The 23673-nt window shown below is 67.5% G+C and carries 15 protein-coding genes and 3 rRNA genes; 5 read left to right on the plus strand and 13 right to left on the minus strand.

Annotation, left to right across the window (positions count from 1 at the left end):
* Positions 1 to 4: 4 nt before the first annotated feature.
* Positions 5 to 1315: a DUF58 domain-containing protein gene (locus OHA05_RS13955; RefSeq protein ID WP_328860743.1), complete on the plus strand. Its 1311-nt coding sequence runs from the start codon at positions 5 to 7 to the stop codon at positions 1313 to 1315.
* Positions 1316 to 1408: 93 nt separating this feature from the next.
* Here the strand turns inward: OHA05_RS13955 and rrf are convergent.
* From rrf to OHA05_RS13975, 4 genes are all read right to left on the minus strand, one after another.
* Positions 1409 to 1525, minus strand: a 5S ribosomal RNA gene (rrf, locus tag OHA05_RS13960).
* Positions 1526 to 1613: 88 nt separating this feature from the next.
* Positions 1614 to 4737, minus strand: a 23S ribosomal RNA gene (locus tag OHA05_RS13965).
* Positions 4738 to 5042: 305 nt separating this feature from the next.
* Positions 5043 to 6568, minus strand: a 16S ribosomal RNA gene (locus OHA05_RS13970).
* The 16S, 23S and 5S rRNA genes sit together here, the layout of an rRNA operon.
* Before the next feature lie 591 nt (positions 6569 to 7159).
* Positions 7160 to 8167 carry a stage II sporulation protein M gene (locus OHA05_RS13975; RefSeq protein ID WP_313945999.1) on the minus strand — a complete coding sequence of 336 codons (1008 nt, stop codon included), beginning with the start codon at positions 8165 to 8167 and terminating at the stop codon, positions 7160 to 7162.
* Between the two features lie 121 nt (positions 8168 to 8288).
* On the opposite strand from OHA05_RS13975, the gene OHA05_RS13980 reads away from it, so the two are divergent.
* Positions 8289 to 9350, plus strand: a complete 1062-nt coding sequence (locus OHA05_RS13980) for an RDD family protein (RefSeq protein ID WP_328860744.1) — start codon at positions 8289 to 8291, stop codon at positions 9348 to 9350.
* Between the two features lie 74 nt (positions 9351 to 9424).
* Here OHA05_RS13980 and OHA05_RS13985 read toward each other — a convergent pair whose 3' ends face one another.
* Together OHA05_RS13985 and ahcY are read right to left on the minus strand one after the other, a co-directional pair.
* Positions 9425 to 10039, minus strand: a complete 615-nt coding sequence (locus tag OHA05_RS13985) for a hypothetical protein (protein WP_328860745.1) — start codon at positions 10037 to 10039, stop codon at positions 9425 to 9427.
* Between the two features lie 262 nt (positions 10040 to 10301).
* The gene (ahcY, locus tag OHA05_RS13990) at positions 10302 to 11759 is read right to left on the minus strand and encodes an adenosylhomocysteinase (RefSeq protein ID WP_327683636.1); all 1458 of its coding nucleotides are present in this window, start codon (positions 11757 to 11759) and stop codon (positions 10302 to 10304) included.
* Between the two features lie 444 nt (positions 11760 to 12203).
* Between ahcY and OHA05_RS13995 the strand changes: the two genes are divergently transcribed.
* Both OHA05_RS13995 and lepB read left to right on the plus strand, forming a co-directional pair.
* Positions 12204 to 14309 (plus strand): fructose-specific PTS transporter subunit EIIC, encoded by a 2106-nt coding sequence (locus OHA05_RS13995; RefSeq protein ID WP_443043834.1) that lies wholly within the window; start codon positions 12204 to 12206, stop codon positions 14307 to 14309.
* Positions 14310 to 14444: 135 nt separating this feature from the next.
* Positions 14445 to 15143: a signal peptidase I gene (gene lepB, locus OHA05_RS14000; protein ID WP_328860747.1), complete on the plus strand. Its 699-nt coding sequence runs from the start codon at positions 14445 to 14447 to the stop codon at positions 15141 to 15143.
* Positions 15144 to 15226: 83 nt separating this feature from the next.
* Here the strand turns inward: lepB and OHA05_RS14005 are convergent, their stop codons facing one another.
* The 7 genes from OHA05_RS14005 to OHA05_RS14035 form a co-directional block, all read right to left on the minus strand.
* Complete coding sequence (locus OHA05_RS14005) at positions 15227 to 16207, minus strand: cation diffusion facilitator family transporter (protein ID WP_313945993.1); 981 nt, start codon at positions 16205 to 16207, stop codon at positions 15227 to 15229.
* A 99-nt stretch (positions 16208 to 16306) separates the two neighbouring features.
* On the minus strand, positions 16307 to 17482 hold the full coding sequence (manA, locus tag OHA05_RS14010; protein ID WP_328860748.1) for a mannose-6-phosphate isomerase, class I: 1176 nt from the start codon (positions 17480 to 17482) through the stop codon (positions 16307 to 16309).
* 91 nt (positions 17483 to 17573) lie between these two features.
* Complete coding sequence (locus OHA05_RS14015) at positions 17574 to 18710, minus strand: SIS domain-containing protein (protein WP_328860749.1); 1137 nt, start codon at positions 18708 to 18710, stop codon at positions 17574 to 17576.
* A gap of 34 nt (positions 18711 to 18744) precedes the next feature.
* The gene (locus OHA05_RS14020; protein WP_313945990.1) at positions 18745 to 18927 is read right to left on the minus strand and encodes a Trm112 family protein; all 183 of its coding nucleotides are present in this window, start codon (positions 18925 to 18927) and stop codon (positions 18745 to 18747) included.
* 306 nt (positions 18928 to 19233) lie between these two features.
* A complete protein-coding gene (locus tag OHA05_RS14025) occupies positions 19234 to 20598 on the minus strand; it encodes a phosphomannomutase/phosphoglucomutase (protein ID WP_313945989.1) in 1365 nt (454 codons plus the stop codon).
* 50 nt (positions 20599 to 20648) lie between these two features.
* Complete coding sequence (locus OHA05_RS14030) at positions 20649 to 22265, minus strand: L-lactate permease (protein ID WP_328860750.1); 1617 nt, start codon at positions 22263 to 22265, stop codon at positions 20649 to 20651.
* A gap of 250 nt (positions 22266 to 22515) precedes the next feature.
* Positions 22516 to 22944 (minus strand): metallopeptidase family protein, encoded by a 429-nt coding sequence (locus tag OHA05_RS14035; protein WP_313945987.1) that lies wholly within the window; start codon positions 22942 to 22944, stop codon positions 22516 to 22518.
* A 274-nt stretch (positions 22945 to 23218) separates the two neighbouring features.
* On the opposite strand from OHA05_RS14035, the gene OHA05_RS14040 reads away from it, so the two are divergent.
* Entirely contained in the window at positions 23219 to 23641 is a 423-nt protein-coding gene (locus tag OHA05_RS14040) for a DUF3499 domain-containing protein (RefSeq protein ID WP_313945986.1), read from the plus strand.
* The last annotated feature ends 32 nt before the right edge of the window (positions 23642 to 23673 follow it).

Genomic DNA, 23673 nt, shown 5'->3' on the forward strand with positions numbered 1-23673 from the left:
CGCCATGGCCCTCACCGGACGAACCGCACTGCTCGCCGCTCTCGGCTCGCTCCCCGTGGGCATCCTCGCGCCCAGCTGGACGGGGATGCTTGCTGTGAATGCGCCTCTCTCTTTGGCAATCTTGTGCGACTACGCCCTCGCCGCGCCAGTGCGAACGCTCCGATTCACCCGAAGCGGTGATACATCAGTTCGACTCGGTGAACGTGCTGACGTCCAGCTGACGATCACCAATCCCTCAGCGCGCCGTCTGCGCGCCGACCTTCGCGACGCATGGCCTCCCAGCAGCTGGGTCGCCGGCACCGAGCAAGCCGCATCCCGGCACAAGGTGTCCGTGCCCGCCGGCGAACGCCGGCGCATCACCACCGCTCTGCGTCCCACACGCCGCGGCGACCGCCATGCCGAGCGGGTCACCGTCCGGTCGTACGGCCCCCTCGGCCTCGCCGCCCGCCAGAGCAATCACAGCGTCCCCTGGACGGTCCGCGTCCTGCCTCCGTTCGCCAGCCGCAAGCACCTGCCGTCCCGCCTGGCCCGGCTGCGAGAACTCGACGGCCGCACCAGCGTCCTGATCCGTGGGCAGGGGACGGAGTTCGACAGTCTTCGTGACTACGTGCCCGGCGACGACACCCGCTCCATCGACTGGCGGGCGACCGCCCGTCGGACAACCGTTGCCGTGCGCACCTGGCGCCCGGAACGCGACCGCCACATCCTCGTCGTGCTCGACACCGGCCGCACATCCGCCGGCCGAGTGGGAGATGTCCCGCGTCTCGACGCGGCGATGGACGCCGCCCTGCTCCTCACCGCGCTTGCCTCACGCGCCGGCGACCGGGTCGATCTCCTGGCGTACGACCGTCGTGTCCGCGCCCAGGTGCAGGGACGATCCGCGGGCGAACTTCTGCCCGCCATGGTCAACGCGCTCGCTCCCCTGGAGCCGGAACTCGTCGAGACCGATGCGCGTGGCCTGAGTGCAGCAGCTCTCAAGAGCGCTCCGCGACGATCGCTGATCGTGCTGCTCACGGGCCTCGATGCTGCCCCCATCGAAGAGGGCCTGCTCCCGGTCCTGCCTCAGCTCACCCAACGGCACACCGTGCTCGTGGCCGCGGTGGCTGATCCGCACATCCAGAAGATGTCCGCTGCGCGTGGGGATGTGGAGGCCGTCTACGACGCCGCGGCGGGTACGCAGTCCCAGGCTCAGCGGCGCCGCACAGCGGAGCAACTTCAGCGCCATGGCGTCATTGTCGTGGACGCGACCCCGGACGATCTCGCTCCGGCCCTCGCCGACACCTATTTGGCACTGAAAGCAGCCGGCAAGCTGTAGAGAGGCGAATGCGGAGCCCAAGGGCTTTCGCCCATTCGCCCCGGAACGCAGAAAGGCCCCGCACCAGAGGTGCGGGGCCTTCCCACAATGATTGTTCGGCGGCGTCCTACTCTCCCACAGGGTCCCCCCTGCAGTACCATCGGCGCTGAAAGGCTTAGCTTCCGGGTTCGGAATGTAACCGGGCGTTTCCCTAACGCAATGACCACCGAAACACTATGAAGATATCGACCCGGAACCCACACAGACGGGGGTTCGACAGTTCGTTACTTCAGAACTAACACAGTGGACGCGAGCAACTGAGGACAAGCCCTCGGCCTATTAGTACCGGTCAACTCCACCCATTACTGGGCTTCCATATCCGGCCTATCAACCCAGTCGTCTACTGGGAGCCTTACCCTCTCAAGGAGGTGGGAATACTCATCTCGAAGCAGGCTTCCCGCTTAGATGCTTTCAGCGGTTATCCCTCCCGAACGTAGCCAACCAGCCATGCCCTTGGCAGGACAACTGGCACACCAGAGGTTCGTCCGTCCCGGTCCTCTCGTACTAGGGACAGCCCTTCTCAATATTCCTACGCGCACAGCGGATAGGGACCGAACTGTCTCACGACGTTCTAAACCCAGCTCGCGTACCGCTTTAATGGGCGAACAGCCCAACCCTTGGGACCGACTCCAGCCCCAGGATGCGACGAGCCGACATCGAGGTGCCAAACCATCCCGTCGATATGGACTCTTGGGGAAGATCAGCCTGTTATCCCCGGGGTACCTTTTATCCGTTGAGCGACGGCGCTTCCACAAGCCACCGCCGGATCACTAGTCCCGACTTTCGTCCCTGCTCGACCCGTCGGTCTCACAGTCAAGCTCCCTTGTGCACTTACACTCAACACCTGATTGCCAACCAGGCTGAGGGAACCTTTGGGCGCCTCCGTTACCCTTTGGGAGGCAACCGCCCCAGTTAAACTACCCATCAGACACTGTCCCTGATCCGGATCACGGACCCAGGTTAGACATCCAGCACGACCAGAGTGGTATTTCAACGATGACTCCACAACCACTGGCGTGGCCGCTTCACAGTCTCCCACCTATCCTACACAAGCCGAACCGAACACCAATATCAAACTGTAGTAAAGGTCCCGGGGTCTTTCCGTCCTGCTGCGCGAAACGAGCATCTTTACTCGTAGTGCAATTTCACCGGGCCTATGGTTGAGACAGTCGAGAAGTCGTTACGCCATTCGTGCAGGTCGGAACTTACCCGACAAGGAATTTCGCTACCTTAGGATGGTTATAGTTACCACCGCCGTTTACTGGCGCTTAAGTTCTCAGCTTCGCACGCCCGAAAGCGTACTAACCGGTCCCCTTAACGTTCCAGCACCGGGCAGGCGTCAGTCCGTATACATCGCCTTACGGCTTCGCACGGACCTGTGTTTTTAGTAAACAGTCGCTTCTCGCTGGTCTCTGCGGCCACCCCCAGCTCGAGGAGCAAGTCCTCTCACCAGTGATGGCCCCCCTTCTCCCGAAGTTACGGGGGCATTTTGCCGAGTTCCTTAACCATAGTTCACCCGAACGCCTCGGTATTCTCTACCTGACCACCTGAGTCGGTTTAGGGTACGGGCCGCCATGAAACTCGCTAGAGGCTTTTCTCGACAGCATAGGATCATCCACTTCACCACAATCGGCTCGGCATCAGGTCTCAGCCTTAACGAGGGACGGATTTGCCTACCCCTCGGCCTACACCCTTACCCCGGGACTACCACCGCCCGGGCTGGACTACCTTCCTGCGTCACCCCATCGCTTACCTACTACCACCTTGGATCGCCGGCTCCACCACTTTCCTTTCCCCGAAGGGTCCGGAACGGCTTCACGGGCTTAGCATTAATGGGCTCGATATTGGGCGTTTCAAAGCGGGTACCGGAATATCAACCGGTTGTCCATCGACTACGCCTGTCGGCCTCGCCTTAGGTCCCGACTTACCCTGGGCAGATCAGCTTGACCCAGGAACCCTTAGTCAATCGGCGCACACGTTTCTCACGTGTGTATCGCTACTCATGCCTGCATTCTCACTCGTGAACCGTCCACCACTGCCTTCCGGCGCGGCTTCACCCGGCACACGACGCTCCCCTACCCATCCCAGCGGGCGTTGGCCCTATATGCTGGAATGACACGACTTCGGCGGTACGCTTGAGCCCCGCTACATTGTCGGCGCGGAATCACTTGACCAGTGAGCTATTACGCACTCTTTCAAGGGTGGCTGCTTCTAAGCCAACCTCCTGGTTGTCTCTGCGACTCCACATCCTTTCCCACTTAGCGTACGCTTAGGGGCCTTAGTCGATGCTCTGGGCTGTTTCCCTCTCGACCATGGAGCTTATCCCCCACAGTCTCACTGCCGTGCTCTCACTTACCGGCATTCGGAGTTTGGCTAAGGTCAGTAACCCGGTAGGGCCCATCGCCTATCCAGTGCTCTACCTCCGGCAAGAAACACACGACGCTGCACCTAAATGCATTTCGGGGAGAACCAGCTATCACGGAGTTTGATTGGCCTTTCACCCCTAACCACAGGTCATCCCCCAGGTTTTCAACCCTGGTGGGTTCGGTCCTCCACGACCTCTTACAGCCGCTTCAACCTGCCCATGGCTAGATCACTCCGCTTCGGGTCTTGAGCGCGCTACTAAGTCGCCCTATTCGGACTCGCTTTCGCTACGGCTTCCCCACACGGGTTAACCTCGCAACACACCGCAAACTCGCAGGCTCATTCTTCAAAAGGCACGCAGTCACGACGCAAGGAACAAGTTCCTTGCGCGACGCTCCCACGGCTTGTAGGCACACGGTTTCAGGTACTATTTCACTCCGCTCCCGCGGTACTTTTCACCATTCCCTCACGGTACTATCCGCTATCGGTCACCAGGGAATATTTAGGCTTAACGGGTGGTCCCGCCAGATTCACACGGGATTTCTCGGGCCCCGTGCTACTTGGGTGTCTCTTAAACGAGCCGCATGAATTTCAGCTACGGGGGTCTTACCCTCTACGCCGGACCTTTCGCATGTCCTTCGCCTATCCATACGGTTTCTGACTCGTCTCACCGCCGGCAGACGATGATAAAGAGATCCCACAACCCCGCATGCGCAACCCCTGCCGGGTATCACACGCATACGGTTTGGCCTCATCCGGTTTCGCTCGCCACTACTCCCGGAATCACGGTTGTTTTCTCTTCCTGAGGGTACTGAGATGTTTCACTTCCCCTCGTTCCCTCCACACTGCCTATGTGTTCAGCAGCGGGTGACAGCCCATGACGACTGCCGGGTTTCCCCATTCGGAAACCCCCGGATCAAAGCCTGGTTGACGACTCCCCGGGGACTATCGTGGCCTCCCACGTCCTTCATCGGTTCCTGGTGCCAAGGCATCCACCGTGCGCCCTTAAAAACTTGGCCACAGATGCTCGCGTCCACTGTGCAGTTCTCAAGCAACGACCAGCCACCCACCACCCCGCTGAAAACAGCGAGTTCACTGGGGCCGGCATCGCGAAGGACGAGCTCACGCTCGCACCCTCAGATACCCAACAGCGCGCCCGGCACGACCAGTCGAATCCTGTGTTCCACGCCGAAGCAGTACTAACAGTCATCATCTGAGCCGTGCCGAATAGTCAACGTTCCACCCATGAGCAACCAGCACCGGACATTCGCCGATGTACTGGCCTCTGACCTGATCCGAAGATCCGGTAAGAAGTGCTCCTTAGAAAGGAGGTGATCCAGCCGCACCTTCCGGTACGGCTACCTTGTTACGACTTCGTCCCAATCGCCAGTCCCACCTTCGACAGCTCCCTCCCACAAGGGGTTGGGCCACCGGCTTCGGGTGTTACCGACTTTCGTGACGTGACGGGCGGTGTGTACAAGGCCCGGGAACGTATTCACCGCAGCAATGCTGATCTGCGATTACTAGCAACTCCGACTTCATGGGGTCGAGTTGCAGACCCCAATCCGAACTGAGACCGGCTTTTTGAGATTCGCTCCGCCTCGCGGCATCGCAGCTCATTGTACCGGCCATTGTAGCACGTGTGCAGCCCAAGACATAAGGGGCATGATGACTTGACGTCGTCCCCACCTTCCTCCGAGTTGACCCCGGCAGTCTCCTGTGAGTCCCCATCACCCCGAAGGGCATGCTGGCAACACAGAACAAGGGTTGCGCTCGTTGCGGGACTTAACCCAACATCTCACGACACGAGCTGACGACAGCCATGCACCACCTGTCACCCGACCACAAGGGGGGCACCATCTCTGATGCTTTCCGGGCGATGTCAAGCCTTGGTAAGGTTCTTCGCGTTGCGTCGAATTAAGCCACATGCTCCGCTGCTTGTGCGGGCCCCCGTCAATTCCTTTGAGTTTTAGCCTTGCGGCCGTACTCCCCAGGCGGGGAACTTAATGCGTTAGCTGCGGCACCGACGACGTGGAATGTCGCCAACACCTAGTTCCCAACGTTTACGGCGTGGACTACCAGGGTATCTAATCCTGTTCGCTCCCCACGCTTTCGCTCCTCAGCGTCAGTAATGGCCCAGAGATCCGCCTTCGCCACCGGTGTTCCTCCTGATATCTGCGCATTTCACCGCTACACCAGGAATTCCGATCTCCCCTACCACACTCTAGCTAGCCCGTATCGAATGCAGACCCGGGGTTAAGCCCCGGGCTTTCACATCCGACGTGACAAGCCGCCTACGAGCTCTTTACGCCCAATAATTCCGGACAACGCTTGCGCCCTACGTATTACCGCGGCTGCTGGCACGTAGTTAGCCGGCGCTTCTTCTGCAGGTACCGTCACTTTCGCTTCTTCCCTGCTGAAAGAGGTTTACAACCCGAAGGCCGTCATCCCTCACGCGGCGTCGCTGCATCAGGCTTTCGCCCATTGTGCAATATTCCCCACTGCTGCCTCCCGTAGGAGTCTGGGCCGTGTCTCAGTCCCAGTGTGGCCGGTCGCCCTCTCAGGCCGGCTACCCGTCGTCGCCTTGGTAGGCCATCACCCCACCAACAAGCTGATAGGCCGCGGGCTCATCCTTCACCGCCGGAGCTTTCAACCCCTCCCCATGCAGGAAGGAGTGTTATCCGGTATTAGACCCCGTTTCCAGGGCTTGTCCCAGAGTGAAGGGCAGATTGCCCACGTGTTACTCACCCGTTCGCCACTAATCCACCCCGAAGGGCTTCATCGTTCGACTTGCATGTGTTAAGCACGCCGCCAGCGTTCGTCCTGAGCCAGGATCAAACTCTCCATGAATGTTTTCCCGTAATCGGGATGAACACCACAAGAGCGGAACAGCCGATCGGAATAAGACCGACTGTTCACAGCGTCCTCGCTGTGTCATTGCCTACCGACCACAAGGGCCGGCAGGACTTTCAAAGGAACCTCGCCATCCGAAGATGGACGGGGTATCAACATATCTGGCGTTGACTTTTGGCACGCTGTTGAGTTCTCAAGGAACGGACGCTTCCTTTGTACTCACCCCCTCGGGCTTTCCTCCGGGCGCTTCCCTTCGGTCTTGCGTTTCCAACCCTACCAGATTCTTTTTCCGTTCCGTTTCCGGTGGAGTTTGAATCCGATGGCCGATTGGAGTGGCCTTTGCCTTTCGGCTGCACCGACTTTATCAGAAGCATTTCGGCCGAGCTAATCAGCCTGAGTGATCCGGATAAGGAGTCGATTGGCTCTGCGGAAATTTGAATTTCCGTTGAGAGCGAGAGAGACATTATCAACTGCTCTCGGCCTTGTCCAGTCCGAGGCAACCCTCAAAATCTACCTCCCCACATCCGCCGTGTCAACGGTTTTTGCGGGCGGAGAGGACACTAGCAGGTCAGACGGGCCGGACGCACATCAGGCAGCGGCCGGGAGTTCGGCACTGCGGTCGGCCTCGTCGACGTCGCCCGTGTCGCCTGCCCGGGCCGCTCGTCCGCCCAGAACGTAGACGTATGCCAGGAAGGCCAGTTCGGCGACGATGCCGATGGTGATGCGGGCCCACGTGGGCAGGCCGGACGGGGTGACGAAGCCTTCGATCACGCCCGCCACGAAGAGCACCAGGGCCAGGCCGATGGCCATTCCGAGCGCGGCGCGCCCTTGCTGGGCGAGCGCCGTCCGGCGGGACAGAGGGCCGGGGTCGATGAGCGTCCAGCCAAGGCGTAGGCCCGTACCCGCGGCGACGAAGACAGCGGTCAGTTCGAGGAGACCGTGCGGCAGAACGAGGCCCAGGAACGTGTCGAGACGGCCGGCCGAGGACATCAGGCCGATGCCGACGCCCAGATTGAGCATGTTGAGGAACAGGATCCAGATCACCGGGAGGCACAGGAAGGCGCCGAGGGTGAGGCACATGGCGGCTGCCCGTGCGTTGTTCGTCCAGACCTGGGCGGCGAAGGAGGCCGCGGGGTGGCTGGAGTAGTACGTCTCGTACTCGCCACCCGGTTGCGTGAGCCGGCGGAGTTCGTCGGGCGCGGCGATCGACGACTGGACCTCGGGGTGGACGCCGATCCACCAGCCGATGATCGCGGCGAGGAGGGTGGAGAGCACGGCGGTCGGTATCCACCAGTGGCGGGAGCGGTAGACGGCCGCTGGGAAGCCGGCGGTGACGAAGCGGACCGCGTCCCGCCAGGTGGCTCGCCGGGTTCCCGTGACCGTGGAGCGGGCGCGGGCGACGAGCTGCGTGAGGCGGCCGGTGAGTACCGGGTCGGGGGCGCTCGACTGTATGAGGGACAGGTGCGTGGCGGTGCGCTGGTAGAGCGCGACGAGTTCGTCGGCTTCGGCGCCCGTGAGTCGGCGGCCTCGGTGCAGTAGGTGGTCCAGGCGGTCCCACTCGGCACGGTGGGCGGTCACGAAGACATCGAGGTCCATGGTCGGCTGCTGCTCCAGGCACTGGGTGCGTACGGTTCGTACTACTGCGGCGCGCTGCGGATCAGCTTGGCAGACTGATGAAGCAAGGGGCAGGGACGGTCGACGGCGGAGGGCGGCAGCGGTGAGTGCGCTAGTGACGGGGGACGCGGTCGTACTGGGGCTGCAGTCGGCGAAACTGCCGAGTCGAGCACTCGCCATAGTGATCGACCTGGTGGTCGTGTGGGCCGCTTACCTGTTCATATCCATAGGCCTCGCCGTGGCGACGGCCTCACTGGACGAGGCGGCCGTCATGGCGGTGTCGATCGCGTCGTTCCTCCTGGTCCTGGTGGGTGCGCCGATAGCCGTGGAGACCCTGAGCCATGGGCGCTCGCTGGGGAAGCTCGCCTGCGGACTGCGGGTCGTGCGCGATGACGGCGGGCCGATCCGCTTCCGTCACGCGCTGGTGCGCGGGGCGATGGGAGTGGTCGAGATCCTGATGTCATTCGGAGTGATCGCGTGTATCGCGTCGCTGGTGTCGGCCCGGGGCCGGCGCATCGGGGATGTATTCGCTGGGACGCTGGTCGTACGGGAGCGGGTGCCCGCCGCACGCGGGAACGTCCTGCCGCCTCCGCCCCCGTGGCTCGTGGGCCGCTTCACGGAGTTGGACCTGTCGGCAGTGCCCGATCACCTGTGGCTGGCGATACGGCAGTTTCTGACGCGGATGCGCCAGTTGGACCCGGCGGTGAGCTGGTCGATGGCGGAACGGCTGGCAAGTGACCTGGCCGAACGCACGGGGGCACCCACGCCGCAGGGTGTGCCTCCGGCCGCCTATCTGGCCGCTGTGGTGAACGAGCGGCAGGCTCGGGATGCGCGACGCGCCTTCGGGGCGGGGGGCGTTGGAGGTGCGCCGATGACCGGGACGGGCCAGATGCAGGCGGCAGCACCCGGGTTCGGCTCCCCGGCCACCGGAGCGAGTGGCGGTGCGGGCGCGGCAGCCGCGGGTGCGGCAATGGGGAACACTGTGAGCCCTGGTGCAGGCTGGACCGGCGGTGGCAGTGAGGCTGCCGGTTCTCAGGCGACGCCCGTAGCGCTCGGGCCGGCCAAGGAAGTCGGTCCCCGCATCCCGACCGGGCCGACCCGCGGTGCCGGTGACCGCGCCGATGGCGGCGCACCGCGGTCGACGGGCTTCGCGCCTCCCGCTTAGGGGCAGGCAGCCGGTCAGAAGCAGCTACCGAACCCGGCGTGGCGGGCTGCCGTGGGCCTCGCTGCGATCGCTCGTCAGGGCAGGGCCGACGGTGGTGTCTCGAGGTCCTCGAGTTCGATGCCGGGCGCCGCGAGAACCACGTCCCCCGCGATGTGCACCGCGCGCTGCTCCCCTGTGTCCAGGGCGCTGACCTGGTATTCGTCCACGGTCAGAGGGCCATTGTCAGTGGCATGCGCTTCACTCTTCACCAGGGCCCAGGACTGATCCACCGTGCGGGGGGCGAGGACTGGATCCGTGAAGGCGACCAGGCGGACGCGCGTCGCCGGGGAGCCGGGGGTGAGCTGCAGCAGGCGGGCGGTCGCGATGAGGAAGGCGGGGGACGTGCCGGTGAAGGCGTGAGCGCGGACATTGCCTTCGGTGGCATGAGTGCCGGTGGGGTCGGTGCGTACCCAGGTGACGCCGTCGAGCGCGGCGCCACGGACCTGCCAGCTGGATGCGTGGAGTTCGAGGCGGATGGGACGGCCGAGTTCGTCGAGGGCGAGGTCGACGGAGCCGGCGTGGTCGCCGGAGGGGGTGGTGATCTGCGAGACGTAGCGCCAGCCGGACGGGCCGGGGGCGCATTGGAAGTGTTCGTTGCCGAGGGGGGTGTGATCGTGCGGATCGTGGAGCGAATAGCGGCCGCGGGGCATGGGGGCGTCGGTGTCCTTGGGCGGTGAGGCTCGTGCCGGAGAGCCGGAGCCGTTCGGGGAGGGTACGGGGCAGGCCCCCGACACGGGGGTGCGGGGGCCTGCCTGGTGCCGCTGCCGGCTGTGCTGTCTGTTGACCACGGGCTGCTGACCGCCGCCTGCGGCGGGTGGTGTGACGGCTACCTGCCGCGAGGCTGTCCGGCCGCCGACGGCCGACTGTCCACCTGCAGCGTCCAGGGGGCAGCCGGCCGGGGTCGGCAGACGATCAGTAGCGGTAGTGGTCCGACTTGTACGGGCCCTCGACCTGCACACCGATGTACGAGGCCTGCTCGGGGCGGAGCGTCGTGAGCTTCACGCCGAGCGCGTCCAGGTGCAGCCGGGCGACCTTCTCGTCGAGGTGCTTCGGCAGCACGTAGACGTCGGTCGGGTACTCCTGCGGCTTGGTGAAGAGCTCGATCTGCGCCAGGGTCTGGTCGGCGAAGCTGTTGGACATCACGAACGAGGGGTGACCCGTCGCGTTGCCCAGGTTCAGCAGGCGGCCCTCCGACAGCACGATGATGACCTTGCCGTCGGGGAACTTCCAAGTGTGGACCTGGGGCTTGACCTCGTCCTTGACGATGCCCGGGATCTGCGCCAGGCCGGCCATGTCGATCTCGTTGTCGAAGTGGCCGATGTTCCCGACGATGGCCTGGTGCTTCATCTTGGCCATGTCGGCGGCCATGATGATGTCCTTGTTGCCCGTGGTGGTGATGAACAGGTCGGCCGTGCCGACGACCTCGTCGAGCGTGGTGACCTGGTAGCCGTCCATCGCCGCCTGGAGGGCGCAGATGGGGTCGATCTCGGTGATGATCACGCGGGCGCCCTGGCCGCGGAGGGACTCCGCGCAGCCCTTGCCGACGTCGCCGTAGCCGCAGACGACCGCGACCTTGCCGCCGATCAGGACGTCGGTGGCGCGGTTGATGCCGTCGACGAGCGAGTGGCGGCAGCCGTACTTGTTGTCGAACTTGGACTTGGTGACCGCGTCGTTGACGTTGATCGCCGGGAAGAGGAGGGTGCCGTCGCGGTGCATCTCGTACAGACGGTGAACACCGGTGGTGGTCTCTTCGGTGACGCCGCGGATCTCGGACGCCAGGCGGGTCCACTTCTGCGGGTCCTCGGAGAGGGTGCGGTTCAGCAGGCGGAGGATGTAGGCGTACTCCTCGCTGTCCGCGGTGGCCGGGTCGGGGGCCTCGCCGGCCTTCTCGAACTCGACGCCCTTGTGGACCAGGAGCGTGGCGTCACCGCCGTCGTCGAGGATCATGTTCGGACCGCCGGTGGGCGTGCCGGGCCAGGTCAGCGCCTGCTCCGTGCACCACCAGTACTCCTCCAGCGTCTCGCCCTTCCAGGCGAAGACCGGGACGCCCGCGGGGCTGTCCGGAGTGCCGTTGGGGCCGACCGCGATCGCGGCGGCGGCGTGGTCCTGGGTGGAGAAGATGTTGCAGGACGCCCAGCGGACCTCGGCGCCGAGGGCGACCAGGGTCTCGATGAGGACGGCGGTCTGCACGGTCATGTGCAGCGAGCCGGTGATGCGGGCGCCGGCGAGCGGCTGCTGCGCGGCGTACTCCTTGCGGATCGACATCAGGCCGGGCATCTCGTGCTCGGCGAGGGTGATCTCCTTGCGGCCGAAGTCGGCGAGCGAAAGGTCGGCGACCTTGAAGTCCTGGCCGGTGGCGACAGTCGTCATGGGCGAGCTGCTCCTCGTGGTTGGGTCGAGGTGGGTACGGCTGGCTCTGCGGCGGCGGACACAGGAATGCCCGGGCCACTCGCAGCGCAGTCCGTCGGAGGCCCTCTCTCCCTCGGCCGGTCCGTGAGGACCGCCCGACCGCCATCAGCAGCGACGTCTGAGTCTGGTCACGAATCTACACCGATCCCTGCGGTCGGCCCCAGCCCGCCCCGGGGCGCCCGGGGGCAGGATTCGGCCACATCCCAGGGGCCTTGTCCTTTAAGTGCCGGGCCACCAGGGCTTTTGATGTGGCGCAAACGTGTTGCACGATGCTGCGGGATCGGGAATCTGCACGATCTGCGCCACAAGCGTTAGGAGAAACACGTGACCAGTCCGGAGAGCGAGAAGCGGAAGGTCAGGCTTCTCGCGGTGACCGCCTGTCCGACCGGCATCGCGCACACCTACATGGCCGCGGAGAAGCTGGCACAGGCCGCGGAGGCGCTCGGCGTCGAGATCAAGGTGGAGACGCAGGGCTCCATCGGCGCCGAGAACGTCCTGACTGACAACGATGTCAGAAACGCTGACGGCATCATCATCGCCGCCGACAAGGACGTCGACCGCAGCCGTTTCGTGGGCAAGAAGGTGCTGGCCGTCGGGGTGGCCGAAGGGATTCACCACCCGGAGAGTCTGATCGAGCAGGTGCAGAGCGCGCCCGTGCACGCTGCGGACGGCAGCAGTGGCGGCGGATCGGCAGCCGGCGGATCCGGGGCGGCCGGGGGTGGCAAGGAGCGCAGCACCGTCTACAAGGCGCTGATGAACGGCGTCTCGTACATGATCCCGTTCGTGGTCGTCGGCGGACTGCTCATCGCGATATCCCTCGCCCTCGGCGGTGACGCGACGGCCAAGGGCTATGTGATTCCCGAGGGGAGTTTCTGGGCGGATGTGAACGCCGTCGGTGTCATCGGCTTCGAGCTGATGATCCCGATCCTGTCCGGATACATCGCCTACGCGATCGCCGACCGGCCCGCGCTGGTGCCGGGCATGATCGGTGGCTGGATCGCCGGGCACGGGGAGTTCTACGACTCCGAGGCGGGCGCGGGGTTCATCGGCGCCATCGTCACCGGGTTCCTGGCCGGGTATCTGGTCCTGTGGATCAAGAAGGTCAAGGTCCCCAAGTTCGCGCAGCCGATCATGCCGATCATCGTGATCCCGATCGTGGCGACGACGGCGCTGAGTCTGTTCTTCATCTACGTCATCGGTGAACCCATCGCCTGGGTGTTCACGCATCTCACCGACTGGCTCAGCGGGATGACCGGAACCAGTGCGGTACTGCTGGGTGCGCTGCTGGGGCTCATGATCGCGTTCGACATGGGCGGGCCGGTCAACAAGACCGCGTTCCTCTTCGGCGCCGGGCTCATCGCGACCGGCAACCAGACCGTCATGGGCATGTGCGCCGCCGCGATCCCGGTGATGCCGCTCGGTCAGGGGCTCGCCACGCTGATACGGCGCAGGCTCTACTCGCAGCAGGAGCGCGAGACCGGTATGGCGGCGCTGTTCATGGGCATGTTCGGCATCTCCGAGGGCGCGATTCCGTTCGCCGCCGCACGGCCGGCACAGGTGATCCCGGCGAACATGCTCGGTGGTGCGGTGGCTGGAGCGATCGCCGGTGTCGCCTCGGTCGAGGACGCGGTACCGCACGGCGGACCGATCGTGGCGGTGCTCGGGGCGATCGGCGGGGTGCCGATGTTCTTCCTCGCCGTGGCCGTCGGCACCCTCGTCACGGCGATCACGACGAATGCGCTGATCGACATCAAGGAGCGTGGCAACCGCGGTGCGGCGGCACTCGCGACCGCGGGAGCCGGAGCCGTGTCCGGGACGGGGGCCGCGCCTCTCGTACCCGAGCCGGTGCTCGCCGGCGCCGGAGCCGGCGCCGGAGCGGGAGCCGGCACCGCGGCCGTGCTCACGAAGGGACCTGCCGCTCCCCCGGCGGCCTCCGGCGCCACCGAGCCCCAGGCCGAACCCGAGGCTGCGTCCCAGGCCCAGGCCCAGGCCCAGACCGAGCCCGAGACTGAGCCCCGGCCTGAGCCCCTGGCCGAGGCCGACGCTGCCGACGACGACGTGCTGTCCGGGTATCTCACCGGGCAGACCGTGAAGGTACGGCTGGAGGCCGGGACCAAGGACGCCGCCATCCGGGAGATGGCCGCGATGCTCGCCACCACCGGGAAGGTCACCGACCTGGAGGCGCTGGTGGCGGCGGCATTCGCCCGTGAGGACCAGGGGTCCACCGGGCTCGGCGAGGAGATCGCCATTCCGCACGCCAAGACCGACGCGGTCACGGCCCCGGTGGTCGGGTTCGCGCGGTCGGCCGAGGGCGTGGAGTGGGGTTCGCTCGACGGTACGCAGGCCAAGCTGATCTTCATGATCACGGTGCCGGAGGCGGCCGCGGGCGACGAACACCTGCGGATCCTCGCGATGCTGTCGCGCAAGCTGATGGACACCGGCTTCCGCGAGCGGCTGTCGGCAGCGCCCGACGAGGCGGCGGTCCTCACGGTGTTGCGTGAAGTTCAGTAGCCGTACGCCTGCCGGCACAGGTGCGTGCAGGAGCAGGCCCTAGGCATGACTCAGGGCCATGCACCCCGGGCCCCGCGCGAGCATCGCGCGGGGCCCGGGCCTGTACGGGCCGGGGTGGCGACGTGGGGGGACCACATGACAGCCGGAGGGTCGAGGCGGGATCTGCGCGTTGCCGGGTTAGTGCTGCTGGTGGCGGGTCTGCTGGGAATGGCGGGGACGCTGGTGCCGCTCCTGGGGTACTCGGTGCGCGCCGCGAACGGCGATTCGATGACGCCCGGCTTCGCGCAGGGCGACGCCGTCTTTTTCGAGGAGGTGGGTCCCGGTGACGTACGGCGTGGCGACATCGTCCTGTTCCGCGCTCCGTCTCCCGTCGGCCAGGAGACGATGAAGCGGGTGGTGGGCGTCGGCGGGGACAGTGTCGCCTGCTGCGACAGCGGTGAGCGCGTCACCGTGAACGGGAAGCCGCTGCGAGAGCCGTATCTCAGGGACGGGGACGCGGTCGGCGGTGCGCCTCCCTACGACGTGAAGGTGCCGGACGGGCAGGTCTTCCTGCTCGGGGACAACCGGATGGATTCCCTCGACTCACGCTTCTTCGAGGGCGGCGGCACGGTGCCGGTGGCGGCGGTGAAGGGCCGCGCGGACGACACCGCCGTGCCGATGCTGCTGGTCGCGGGTGTCATGGTGTCGGGCGTGGCCCTTCTGGCCGGAGCGGGGCTCGCACTGGCCGGCTGGTTGGCGGGCCGGCGTCGTGCGCGGGCGGCCGGGCAGTTCCCCGGGTCGCCTCCTCCCGGCGCCCCGCCGACTGCCCCTGCCCGACCGACCGGCACGCAGTGAGCAAGCAACGACAGGGCCCCCGGACCGTGTGGTCCGGGGGCCCTCCTGCGCGTATGCAGGATGCCGTTCGCGCGCCCGAGGCGTCAGTGCGCTCCGTCCGGGGCCGGGCCGCCGCCCGGGGACTTCGCCGGGTTCACGCCCGCTTCGGCCGCCGCAGCGTCGTAGATGTCCGGCTCCAGGTAGATGACGCGGGCGATCGGGACGGCGGCGCGAATGCGGTCCTCGGCGGCGTTGATCGCGTGGGCGATCTCCGTGGCCGTGTCGTCGTGCTCCACCGCGACCTTCGCCGCGACCAGAAGCTCCTCGGGACCGAGGTGGAGGGTGCGCATGTGGATGATGCGCGTGACCACCTGGCCGTCCACGAGCGCTTCCTTGATCTTCTCGACGTCCTCGACGCCGGCCGCCTCACCCAGCAGGAGCGACTTCGTCTCCGCGGCCAGGACGATCGCGATGACGATCAGCAGGACACCGATGCAGAGTGTGCCGATGCCGTCCCACACGCCGTTGCCGGTGCCCAGGGCGAGACCGACGCCACCGAGCGCCAGGAACAGACCGACGAGCGCGCCCAGGTCCTCCAGCAGGACGACGGGGAGCTCGGGCGCCTTGGCCCGGCGTACGAACTGCGTCCAGGACAGCGCCCCGCGGATCGCGTTGGACTCCTTGATGGCCGTGCGGAAGGAGAACGTCTCGGCGATGATCGCGAAGACGAGGACGCCGACCGGCCAGTACCAGGCCTCGATCGGGTGCGGGTGCTTGATCTTCTCGTAGCCCTCGTAGATCGCGAACATGCCGCCGACCGAGAAGAGGACGATGGAGACGAGGAAGGCGTAGATGTAGCGCTCGCGGCCGTAGCCGAAGGGGTGTTGCGGGGTCGCCTCGCGCTGGGCCTTCTTGCCGCCGAGCAGCAGCAGGCCCTGGTTGCCGGAGTCGGCGAGCGAGTGGACGCTTTCGGCGAGCATCGACGACGAGCCGCTGAACAGGAACGCCACGAACTTCGCTACCGCGATTGCGAGATTGGCGGCCAGTGCCGCCACGATCGCCTTGGTTCCGCCTGACGCGCTCATGTGTGCGGTATGTCCCTTCGTCCTGACGTCGGTCGCCGGTTCGGTCTTTGCCCGGTCTTTGCGGTGCGCCATTGTTGCAGCACCGGAAGGCGGTCGGCGTCAGACCACCACAGTGGCGCGGAAGAGGGTCCCGGTACCGCCCCTGGTGCCCGCGATCTCCGTCTTGTCACCTGCGGGGACGAACACGGACTCCCCTGGTGCGAGGGCCAGTTCGCCGACGGTGACACCCCCGGCGGTGCAGAGCAGGATCTGCGGGGTCGGCGCGGTGATGTCGCGTGCGGCCGCTCCCGGCGCGAGGACGAAACGCGAGAGCCGGAACTCGTCGGTGGGGGTGTCGTACAGCTCCTCACCGGATGGGGAGGCCTCCGGGCGCAGTACGCCGGGGTCGCCCGCCTCGAAGCGGACGATGCGCAGCAGTTCGGGGACGTCCACGTGCTTGGGGGTCAGTCCGCAGCGCAGGACGTTGTCGGAGTTGGCCATGATCTCGACACCGAGGCCGTCGAGATACGCGTGCGGAACTCCCGCACCGAGGAACAGGGCCTCACCGGGCTGCAGTTGGACGTGGTTGAGCAGCATCGCGGCGATGACGCCCGGGTCGCCCGGGTAGTGGTGGGCGATGGCGGCGTACGGGATGTACGGGCCGCCGAGCCGTTCCGCGGAGAGCGCGGCCGCGTGGACGGTCTTCGTCATCTCCTCGGGGTCGGCGGTCAGCACCGCGGTCAGGACCTCGCGGAGCGCGGACTCCTCCGGGCGGGCGTGCAGCAGGTCGACGTACGGCTCCAGGGTGTCGACGCCGAGGCCGGAGAGCAGTGCCGCGGCCTCCAGCGGGTCCCGGAATCCGCACAGCCCGTCGAACGGCGTGAGCGCGCAGATCAGTTCGGGCTTGTGGTTGGCGTCCTTGTAGTTGCGGTGCGGGCCGTCGACCGGGACGCCCGCGCTCTCCTCGGCGGCGTAACCCGCCTTCGCCTGCTCGAGGTTCGGATGCACCTGGAGGGAGAGCGGGCCGCCCGCGGCGAGGATCTTGAGGAGGAAGGGGAGACGCGGGCCGAACTTCTCGACGACCGCGCTGCCGAGTTCACCGGCCGGGTCGGCGGCGATCACGTCCGACAGCGCGCGTTCGCCCGCTTCCCTGGTGAGACGGGACGGAGCTCCCGGGTGGGCGCCCATCCACATCTCGGCCTGCGGCTCACCGGTGGGTTCGATGCCGAGCAGCTCCGGGATCGCGGTCGTGGATCCCCAGGCGTAGGGGCGCACGGTGTTGACGAGGCGGTCCATGATCTTTCGGCTTCTCCCTGCTTCATTGCTGTACTGCTGTACTGCGGTGGTGCGGTGAAACGGCGCTGCGGTGAACCGCGGTGCGCTGGTGCTACGCAGAGTGGCCCAGCGCCGCGAGCGCCAGGTAAACAGCGGCGAAATCGGTGACGGCGAGGAGCTCGGCGATCGATTCGAGTTCCGAGCCCTCCTCGGGTTCGAGCTCGCTGATGGGGGTGTCGTGGCCGAGCGCCAGTTCACGCGCCGCGGGAGCCGCGGTCAGTCCGCCGACGGGCCGGTCGCGCAGCAGGACGACCCGGGCACGCAACGCCTGCGGCTCGTCCACACGATCACGGAAGAAGTCGTCCGGGTCGGCGCCGGCGGCGAAGTCGCTGACGAGGAGCCCGCCGTGCGCGGGGAGCGCTTCGGGCAGTTCGGCGGCGAGCGCGGGGCATCCGGCCAGCTCGGCCAGTACGGCGGCGAACCGGCGGCCCACCGGCGCTGCTCCCCCGCCTTCCGTCCACACCAGCGGAAGGCTGTCGGCGAGCTCGGCGGCGAGCGTCTTGGCCGGATTGCTGTAGGTGGCGATCGCGGGGCCGCAGCGCTCGGCCGTGCGGTCCAGACGTTCCGCGACCTTCTCCAGGATCTCCGGTGGGGCCTCCAGCAGTCCGACCCGGTCGAGCAGGGCCAGCAGCGGGGTGAACAGCGCCCACAGCGCGCCGGGGCTCGCGGCCTGCGTCTCCTCGTACAGCTCGTGCGGGGCGGTGGCCATCGGGACGACCATGCCGTGCGTACCGTCGACGGCCTCGGCGAGCGGGGAGTTGCGCGGGGCGACGGCGACGACGGTGGCACCCCGGCGGTACGCCTGCTCCGCGAGGAGCGCGAGACCCGGTTCGCTGCCGTCGGTGGTGGCGATGAGCAGCAGGTCCACCGAGCCGGCCCAGCCGGGGAGCGCCCAGCGCAGCGCACCGGCCGCGGGTGCGACACCGGTGGGATGCAGGCGGGTGACGGGGGCGAACGCACCGGCGAGTGCGCCGATCAGATCGGCGACTCCGGTGGCGGCGTGTCCGGGGCCGGCGACGAGGACGGCACGGGGGCGGCCCTCGGGCTTCAGCTCGGAGATGCCGGCCTCTGCGGCGTGCCGGGCGGCGGTGCGGACCCGCGCCCCGGCCTCGGCGGCGCCACGGAGCAGTCCTCGGCGATCGGCTCGGGCCAGGGCTTCCGGATCGTCGAGGAGCGACTCGTCGAGCATGGGATGGGGTCTCCGATCGCCGTGCGGTGGTGGGTCAGGCGGGGCGGCGTGCTTCGTCGACGAGAAGGACGGGGATGCCGTCGCGTACGGGGTAGGCCAGGCCGCAGTCCTTGCCGGTGCAGATCAGCTCGGGGGTCTGTTCCGCCGTGCTGTCGCTGAGCGGTGCGTGGCAGGCCGGGCACGCGAGGATCTCCAGGAGACCGGCTTCGAGCGGCATGTGTGAGGTTCCCTTCGGGGGCGGACCGGTGCGGTGGTCGCCGAACACGCGGTCGCGGTCATGCGGATTGGGCCACGTCAGCCTACCGCCGGGGGGTGGGGTGCGGCGCGTTCTGGGGGTGAGGGAACGGGCCGCGTACGGGCGCCACCCCTCGGCGGCTCATGGCCGCCGTGCGGGGCGCCGCGTCTCGTACCCACCCGGCGCGCACCGCCCGACCGTGCCGCACCCCTCGTGTACGCCGAGTACGCCGAGCACGTAAGCCGGGCACGTACGCCGAGCACGTACGCCGAGACCCGGACTCGCGCCTCAGCTCTCCCGCACCAGCGCGAGGACCTCGTCCCGCACCTTTGCCATCGTCGCCTCGTCCCGTGCCTCCACGTTCAGGCGCAGCAGCGGTTCCGTGTTCGAGGGGCGGAGGTTGAACCACCAGTCGTCGGCCGAGACCGTGAGGCCGTCCATGTCGTCCGTCGTCACGCCGGGGCGCTGGGTGAATTCCGCCTTCACCGCCGCGGTGCGGCCCGCCTGGTCCGCGACCGTGGAGTTGATCTCGCCGGAGCCGCGGTAGCGGTCGTACTGCGCGACGAGCGCGGAGAGCGGACCGTCCTGGGAGCCGAGCGCCGCCAGGACGTGGAGGGCCGCGAGCATGCCGGTGTCCGCGTTCCAGAAGTCGCGGAAGTAGTAGTGGGCCGAGTGCTCACCGCCGAAGATCGCTCCCGTGTGCGCCATCTCCTGCTTGATGAAGGAGTGGCCGACCCGGGTGCGGACCGGCTTGCCGCCGTTCTCGCGGACGACCTCGGGGACCGACCAGGACGTGATCAGGTTGTGGATCACCGTGCCGCCGGGGTGCTTCGCCAGTTCGCGCGCCGCGACGAGTGCCGTGATCGCGGACGGGGAGATGCCCTCGCCGCGCTCGTCGACGACGAAGCACCGGTCGGCGTCCCCGTCGAACGCGATGCCGAGGTCGGCGCCTTCGAGCCGGACGCGTTCCTGGAGGTCGACGATGTTCGCCGGGTCCAGCGGGTTCGCCTCGTGGTTGGGGAAGGTGCCGTCCAGTTCGAAGTACATCGGGACGAGGGTGAGGGGCAGGGACGCGAAGACGGTGGGGACCGTGTGGCCGCCCATCCCGTTGCCGGCGTCCACGACGACCTTCAGCGGGCGCATCGCGGAGAGGTCCACGAGCGACAGCAGGTGGGCGGCGTAGTCGGTCAGGGTGTCCCGCTCGGTCACCGTGCCGGGCGAGGCCGCCGGGGCCGGGGCGCCCTCCGCCGACCACTGCTCGGCCAGCGCGCGGATGTCCGCGAGACCGGTGTCCTGGCCGACCGGGGCCGCGCCCGCCCGGCACATCTTGATGCCGTTGTACTGCGCGGGATTGTGGGAGGCGGTGAACATCGCCCCGGGCAGGTCGTAGTGCCCGGACGCGAAGTACAGCTGGTCCGTCGAGCAGAGCCCGATCAGGGTGACGTCGGCGCCACGGGCCGCCGCGCCGCGGGCGAAGGCGCCCGACAGCCCGGGTGACGTGGGGCGCATGTCATGGCCGACGACGATCGCGTCCGCGCCCGTCACCTGCACGAAGGCGGCCCCGAACAGCTCGGCCAGCGCCTCGTCCCACTGGTCCGGCACCACCCCGCGGACGTCGTACGCCTTCACGATCTGTGACAGATCAGCGGTCACGGGCCAGCCTCCTGAAAGTCTCTGCGGTCGCACCAAACTACCCGCACAAACTAAGGCAGCATCCATCCCAGTACCGCGGTGCTCTGCGCGGTCACGATCAGGCACATGACCAGGAGCAGTCCCAGGCTCCACGGCAGCACCTTGCGCAGGAGATCGCCCTCCTTGCCCGCGAGCCCCACGGCCGCGCAGGCGATCGTCAGATTCTGCGGGGAGATCATCTTGCCGAGCACTCCGCCGGAGCTGTTGGCCGCCGCGAGCAGTTCCGGCGACAGTCCGGACTCGCGTGCCGCCGACACCTGGAGCGCGCCGAAGAGCGCGTTCGCGGAGGTGTCCGAGCCGGAGACGGCGACGCCGAACCAGCCCAGTACGGGCGACAGGAACGCGAGCCCGGCACCCGCCGCGGCGACGAACTGGCCGATGGTGGCGGCCTGCCCGGACAGGTTCATCACATACGCGAGTGCCAGGACGGAGATCACCGTGAGGATCGCGAACCGCAGCTCGTGCACGGTCGCCCCCCACTCGCGCGCCGCGTCCGCCGCCCGTACGCCGAGGACGACGGCGGTCAGCGCCCCGGCCAGGAGCACCAGCGTCCCGCCGGTGGCGATCAACGGCAGGGTGAACTCATTGGCGCCGACCGGCTTCCCGTCCGGGTCCGCCACCTGCAGCAGGGGCCAGTCGAAGATCTGCGTCGCCTGCGCGAGCAGCCGTTTGACCGGCGGGATCTGGGCGATCGAGAAGATCACGACGATGAGCGCGTACGGGGCGTAGGCGCGCACCACCTCCCGGCGGGGGTCCTCGCGGTCGAGCTCCTCGCTGCGCACGCCGGTCAGTACGGCCGCCCGCACCGGCTCCTCGGCGGGCCTGCGTGCGCCCGGTACGGCGATCAGAGCGGCCGCGCCCGCCAAGGCGGCGGCGATGTCGGCGAGTTGGGCGGAGACGTAGTTGGCCGCCGCGAACTGGGCCACGGCGAAGGCGACTCCGCAGGCGAGCGCGGGCACCCAGGTCTCCCGCAGCCCTCGCCGCCCGTCGACGAGAAAGACCAGCACCAGCGGTACGACGAGGGCGAGCAGCGGGGTCTGCCGGCCGACCACCGCGGCGACCGTGTCCAGCGGCAGGCCGGTGACCTGGGCGAGTGTCACCACGGGGGTGCCCATGGCGCCGAAGGCCACGGGCGCGGTGTTGGCGACGAGGGAGACGACCGCCGCCTTCACCGGGTCGAAGCCGAGCGCGACGAGCATCACCGAGCAGATGGCGACGGGGGCGCCGAATCCGGCGAGCGCTTCGAGCAGTGCCCCGAAGCAGAAGGCGATCACCAGCGCCTGGATGCGCGGATCGTCGGAGAGCCGGCCGAAGGAGCGGCGCAGGATGTCGAAGTGCTGGGTGCGGACGGTCATCCGGTACACCCACAGGGCGTTGACGACGATCCACATGATGGGGAAGAGCCCGAAGAGCACTCCCTGCGCCCCTGCCGAGAGGGTCTGGCCGAGCGGCATCGTGAAGGCGGCCCAGGCGACCAGCACGGCGACGGCGAGGCCGATCAGTCCGGCGAGGTGGGCTCTCATGCGTACGGCACCGAGGAGCACCAGGACGGTGACCAGCGGGAGGGCGGCGACGAGGGCGGACAGGGCAAGCGAGTTGCCGACGGGTTCCAGGTCCTGCACGAACACGACAGACCTACCTCCGGATTCCGTGATGCGGAAAGCGATCTCTCACCGACCCAGGAATGGTCGTGTCCCCGACAAGCGGAGGTCAATGGTCCGCACAGGGATTCGTTCGGCTTTCAAGGAATCCGGCGCCCGGCAGGGGGTGGATGCGCGGTCGGCAGGGGTGTGGATCCGCGGGCGGCCGGCCGGCCTCCGGCGGAAGCGGGCTCAGTCCTGCCCGGACATCGTGCTCAGCCCCGCCCGGACAGCGTGCTCAGTCCTGCCCGTACCGCGGGTCCACGGACTCCGGAGCCAGCCCGAGCAGCTCCGCGACCTGCTCCACCACGACCTCGTGCACCAGCAGCGCGCGCTCGTCGCGGTTCTTCGTACGGATCTCCACCGGACGCCGGTAGACCACGATCCGGGCGGGCCGTCCCTTGTCCGCGGGGGCCGAGGCGCCCAGCGGTACCGCCTCGTCCGGCGCTCCCGGCACGTCCAGCACCAGAAAGTCCACCTCGGCCAGCTGCGGCCAGCGCCGCTCCAACCGCTCCATCGAGTCCTGCACCAGGTCACGGAACGATTCGGCCCGGCTCGCCGCGAGCGGCACCTGGGGCGGCGCGACGGGTCCGCGCATCCCGCGACCATGGCGGTCGCGACGGCGTGGCCGCGGCTCGATCGGTGGGGGCGGTACAGGACTGTCCATCACTGACGCAGGGTAGCTCTCCGGGGCGGGCGGCGATCGCGCGCCCGCGCCGAGGAGGCACGATGTCGCAATGTGAGCGTTCCGGCGATCCTTCGGCCCGCTTGCGGGCCGTCCGGCGATCGTCGGCGACGTCGTGATTGACCTCATTTACGCCAAGTCATGACCGGATCACGGGTGGTCGCCGTCCCGGCGCTTCTCCTTCCGCGCAGGTCAGGCCAGTTGCCCGAGACGCCCTCGCAGCGGGCGTCGTACCACGACACGGTGGAGTGACCTGGTGGAGAGTCGTCGCAGCCCGCTCAAGAGTGCGGTACCGTCCAACGTCGTGAGCCCTGTACGTCGCTGTTCGCGCACCGCGTGCGGCCGCCCTGCCGTCGCGACACTGACGTACGTCTATGCCGATTCGACTGCGGTCCTCGGCCCGCTCGCCACCTACGCCGAGCCCCACTGCTACGACCTGTGTGCGGAACACAGCGAGCGGCTGACCGCCCCGCGCGGCTGGGAGGTGGTGCGGCTCACCGATGGCTCCGCCCCGTCCCGCCCCAGCGGCGACGATCTCGAAGCGCTCGCCAACGCCGTACGGGAAGCCGCGCGCCCTCAGGGCAGAGCGGCCGAGGCGCAGAACGGCCGACGGACGGCCGACCCACGGGAGGTCGCCCGCCGGGGCCATCTGCGGGTGCTGCGCTCACCCGACTCCTGAGCGCCGGCACCCCGCACAGCGGTCAACCGCCG

It is taken from the genome of Streptomyces sp. NBC_00306, from assembly GCF_036169555.1.
Lineage (GTDB): Bacteria > Actinomycetota > Actinomycetes > Streptomycetales > Streptomycetaceae > Streptomyces > Streptomyces achmelvichensis.

Bases quoted from the DNA above. Each gene is read 5' to 3' on its own strand.
- OHA05_RS14015 (WP_328860749.1), bottom strand. From the start codon at position 18,710: ATGCTCGACGAGTCGCTCCTCGACGATCCGGAAGCCCTGGCCCGAGCC.
- OHA05_RS13975 (WP_313945999.1), bottom strand. From the start codon at position 8,167: ATGGACCTCGATGTCTTCGTGACCGCCCACCGTGCCGAGTGGGACCGC.
- lepB (WP_328860747.1), top strand. From the start codon at position 14,445: ATGACAGCCGGAGGGTCGAGGCGGGATCTGCGCGTTGCCGGGTTAGTG.
- OHA05_RS13995 (WP_443043834.1), top strand. From the start codon at position 12,204: ATGGCCGCGGAGAAGCTGGCACAGGCCGCGGAGGCGCTCGGCGTCGAG.
- OHA05_RS14035 (WP_313945987.1), bottom strand. From the start codon at position 22,944: ATGGACAGTCCTGTACCGCCCCCACCGATCGAGCCGCGGCCACGCCGT.
- ahcY (WP_327683636.1), bottom strand. From the start codon at position 11,759: ATGACGACTGTCGCCACCGGCCAGGACTTCAAGGTCGCCGACCTTTCG.
- manA (WP_328860748.1), bottom strand. From the start codon at position 17,482: ATGGACCGCCTCGTCAACACCGTGCGCCCCTACGCCTGGGGATCCACG.
- OHA05_RS14005 (WP_313945993.1), bottom strand. From the start codon at position 16,207: ATGAGCGCGTCAGGCGGAACCAAGGCGATCGTGGCGGCACTGGCCGCC.
- OHA05_RS13985 (WP_328860745.1), bottom strand. From the start codon at position 10,039: ATGCCCCGCGGCCGCTATTCGCTCCACGATCCGCACGATCACACCCCC.
- OHA05_RS14020 (WP_313945990.1), bottom strand. From the start codon at position 18,927: ATGCCGCTCGAAGCCGGTCTCCTGGAGATCCTCGCGTGCCCGGCCTGC.
- OHA05_RS13955 (WP_328860743.1), top strand. From the start codon at position 5: ATGGCCCTCACCGGACGAACCGCACTGCTCGCCGCTCTCGGCTCGCTC.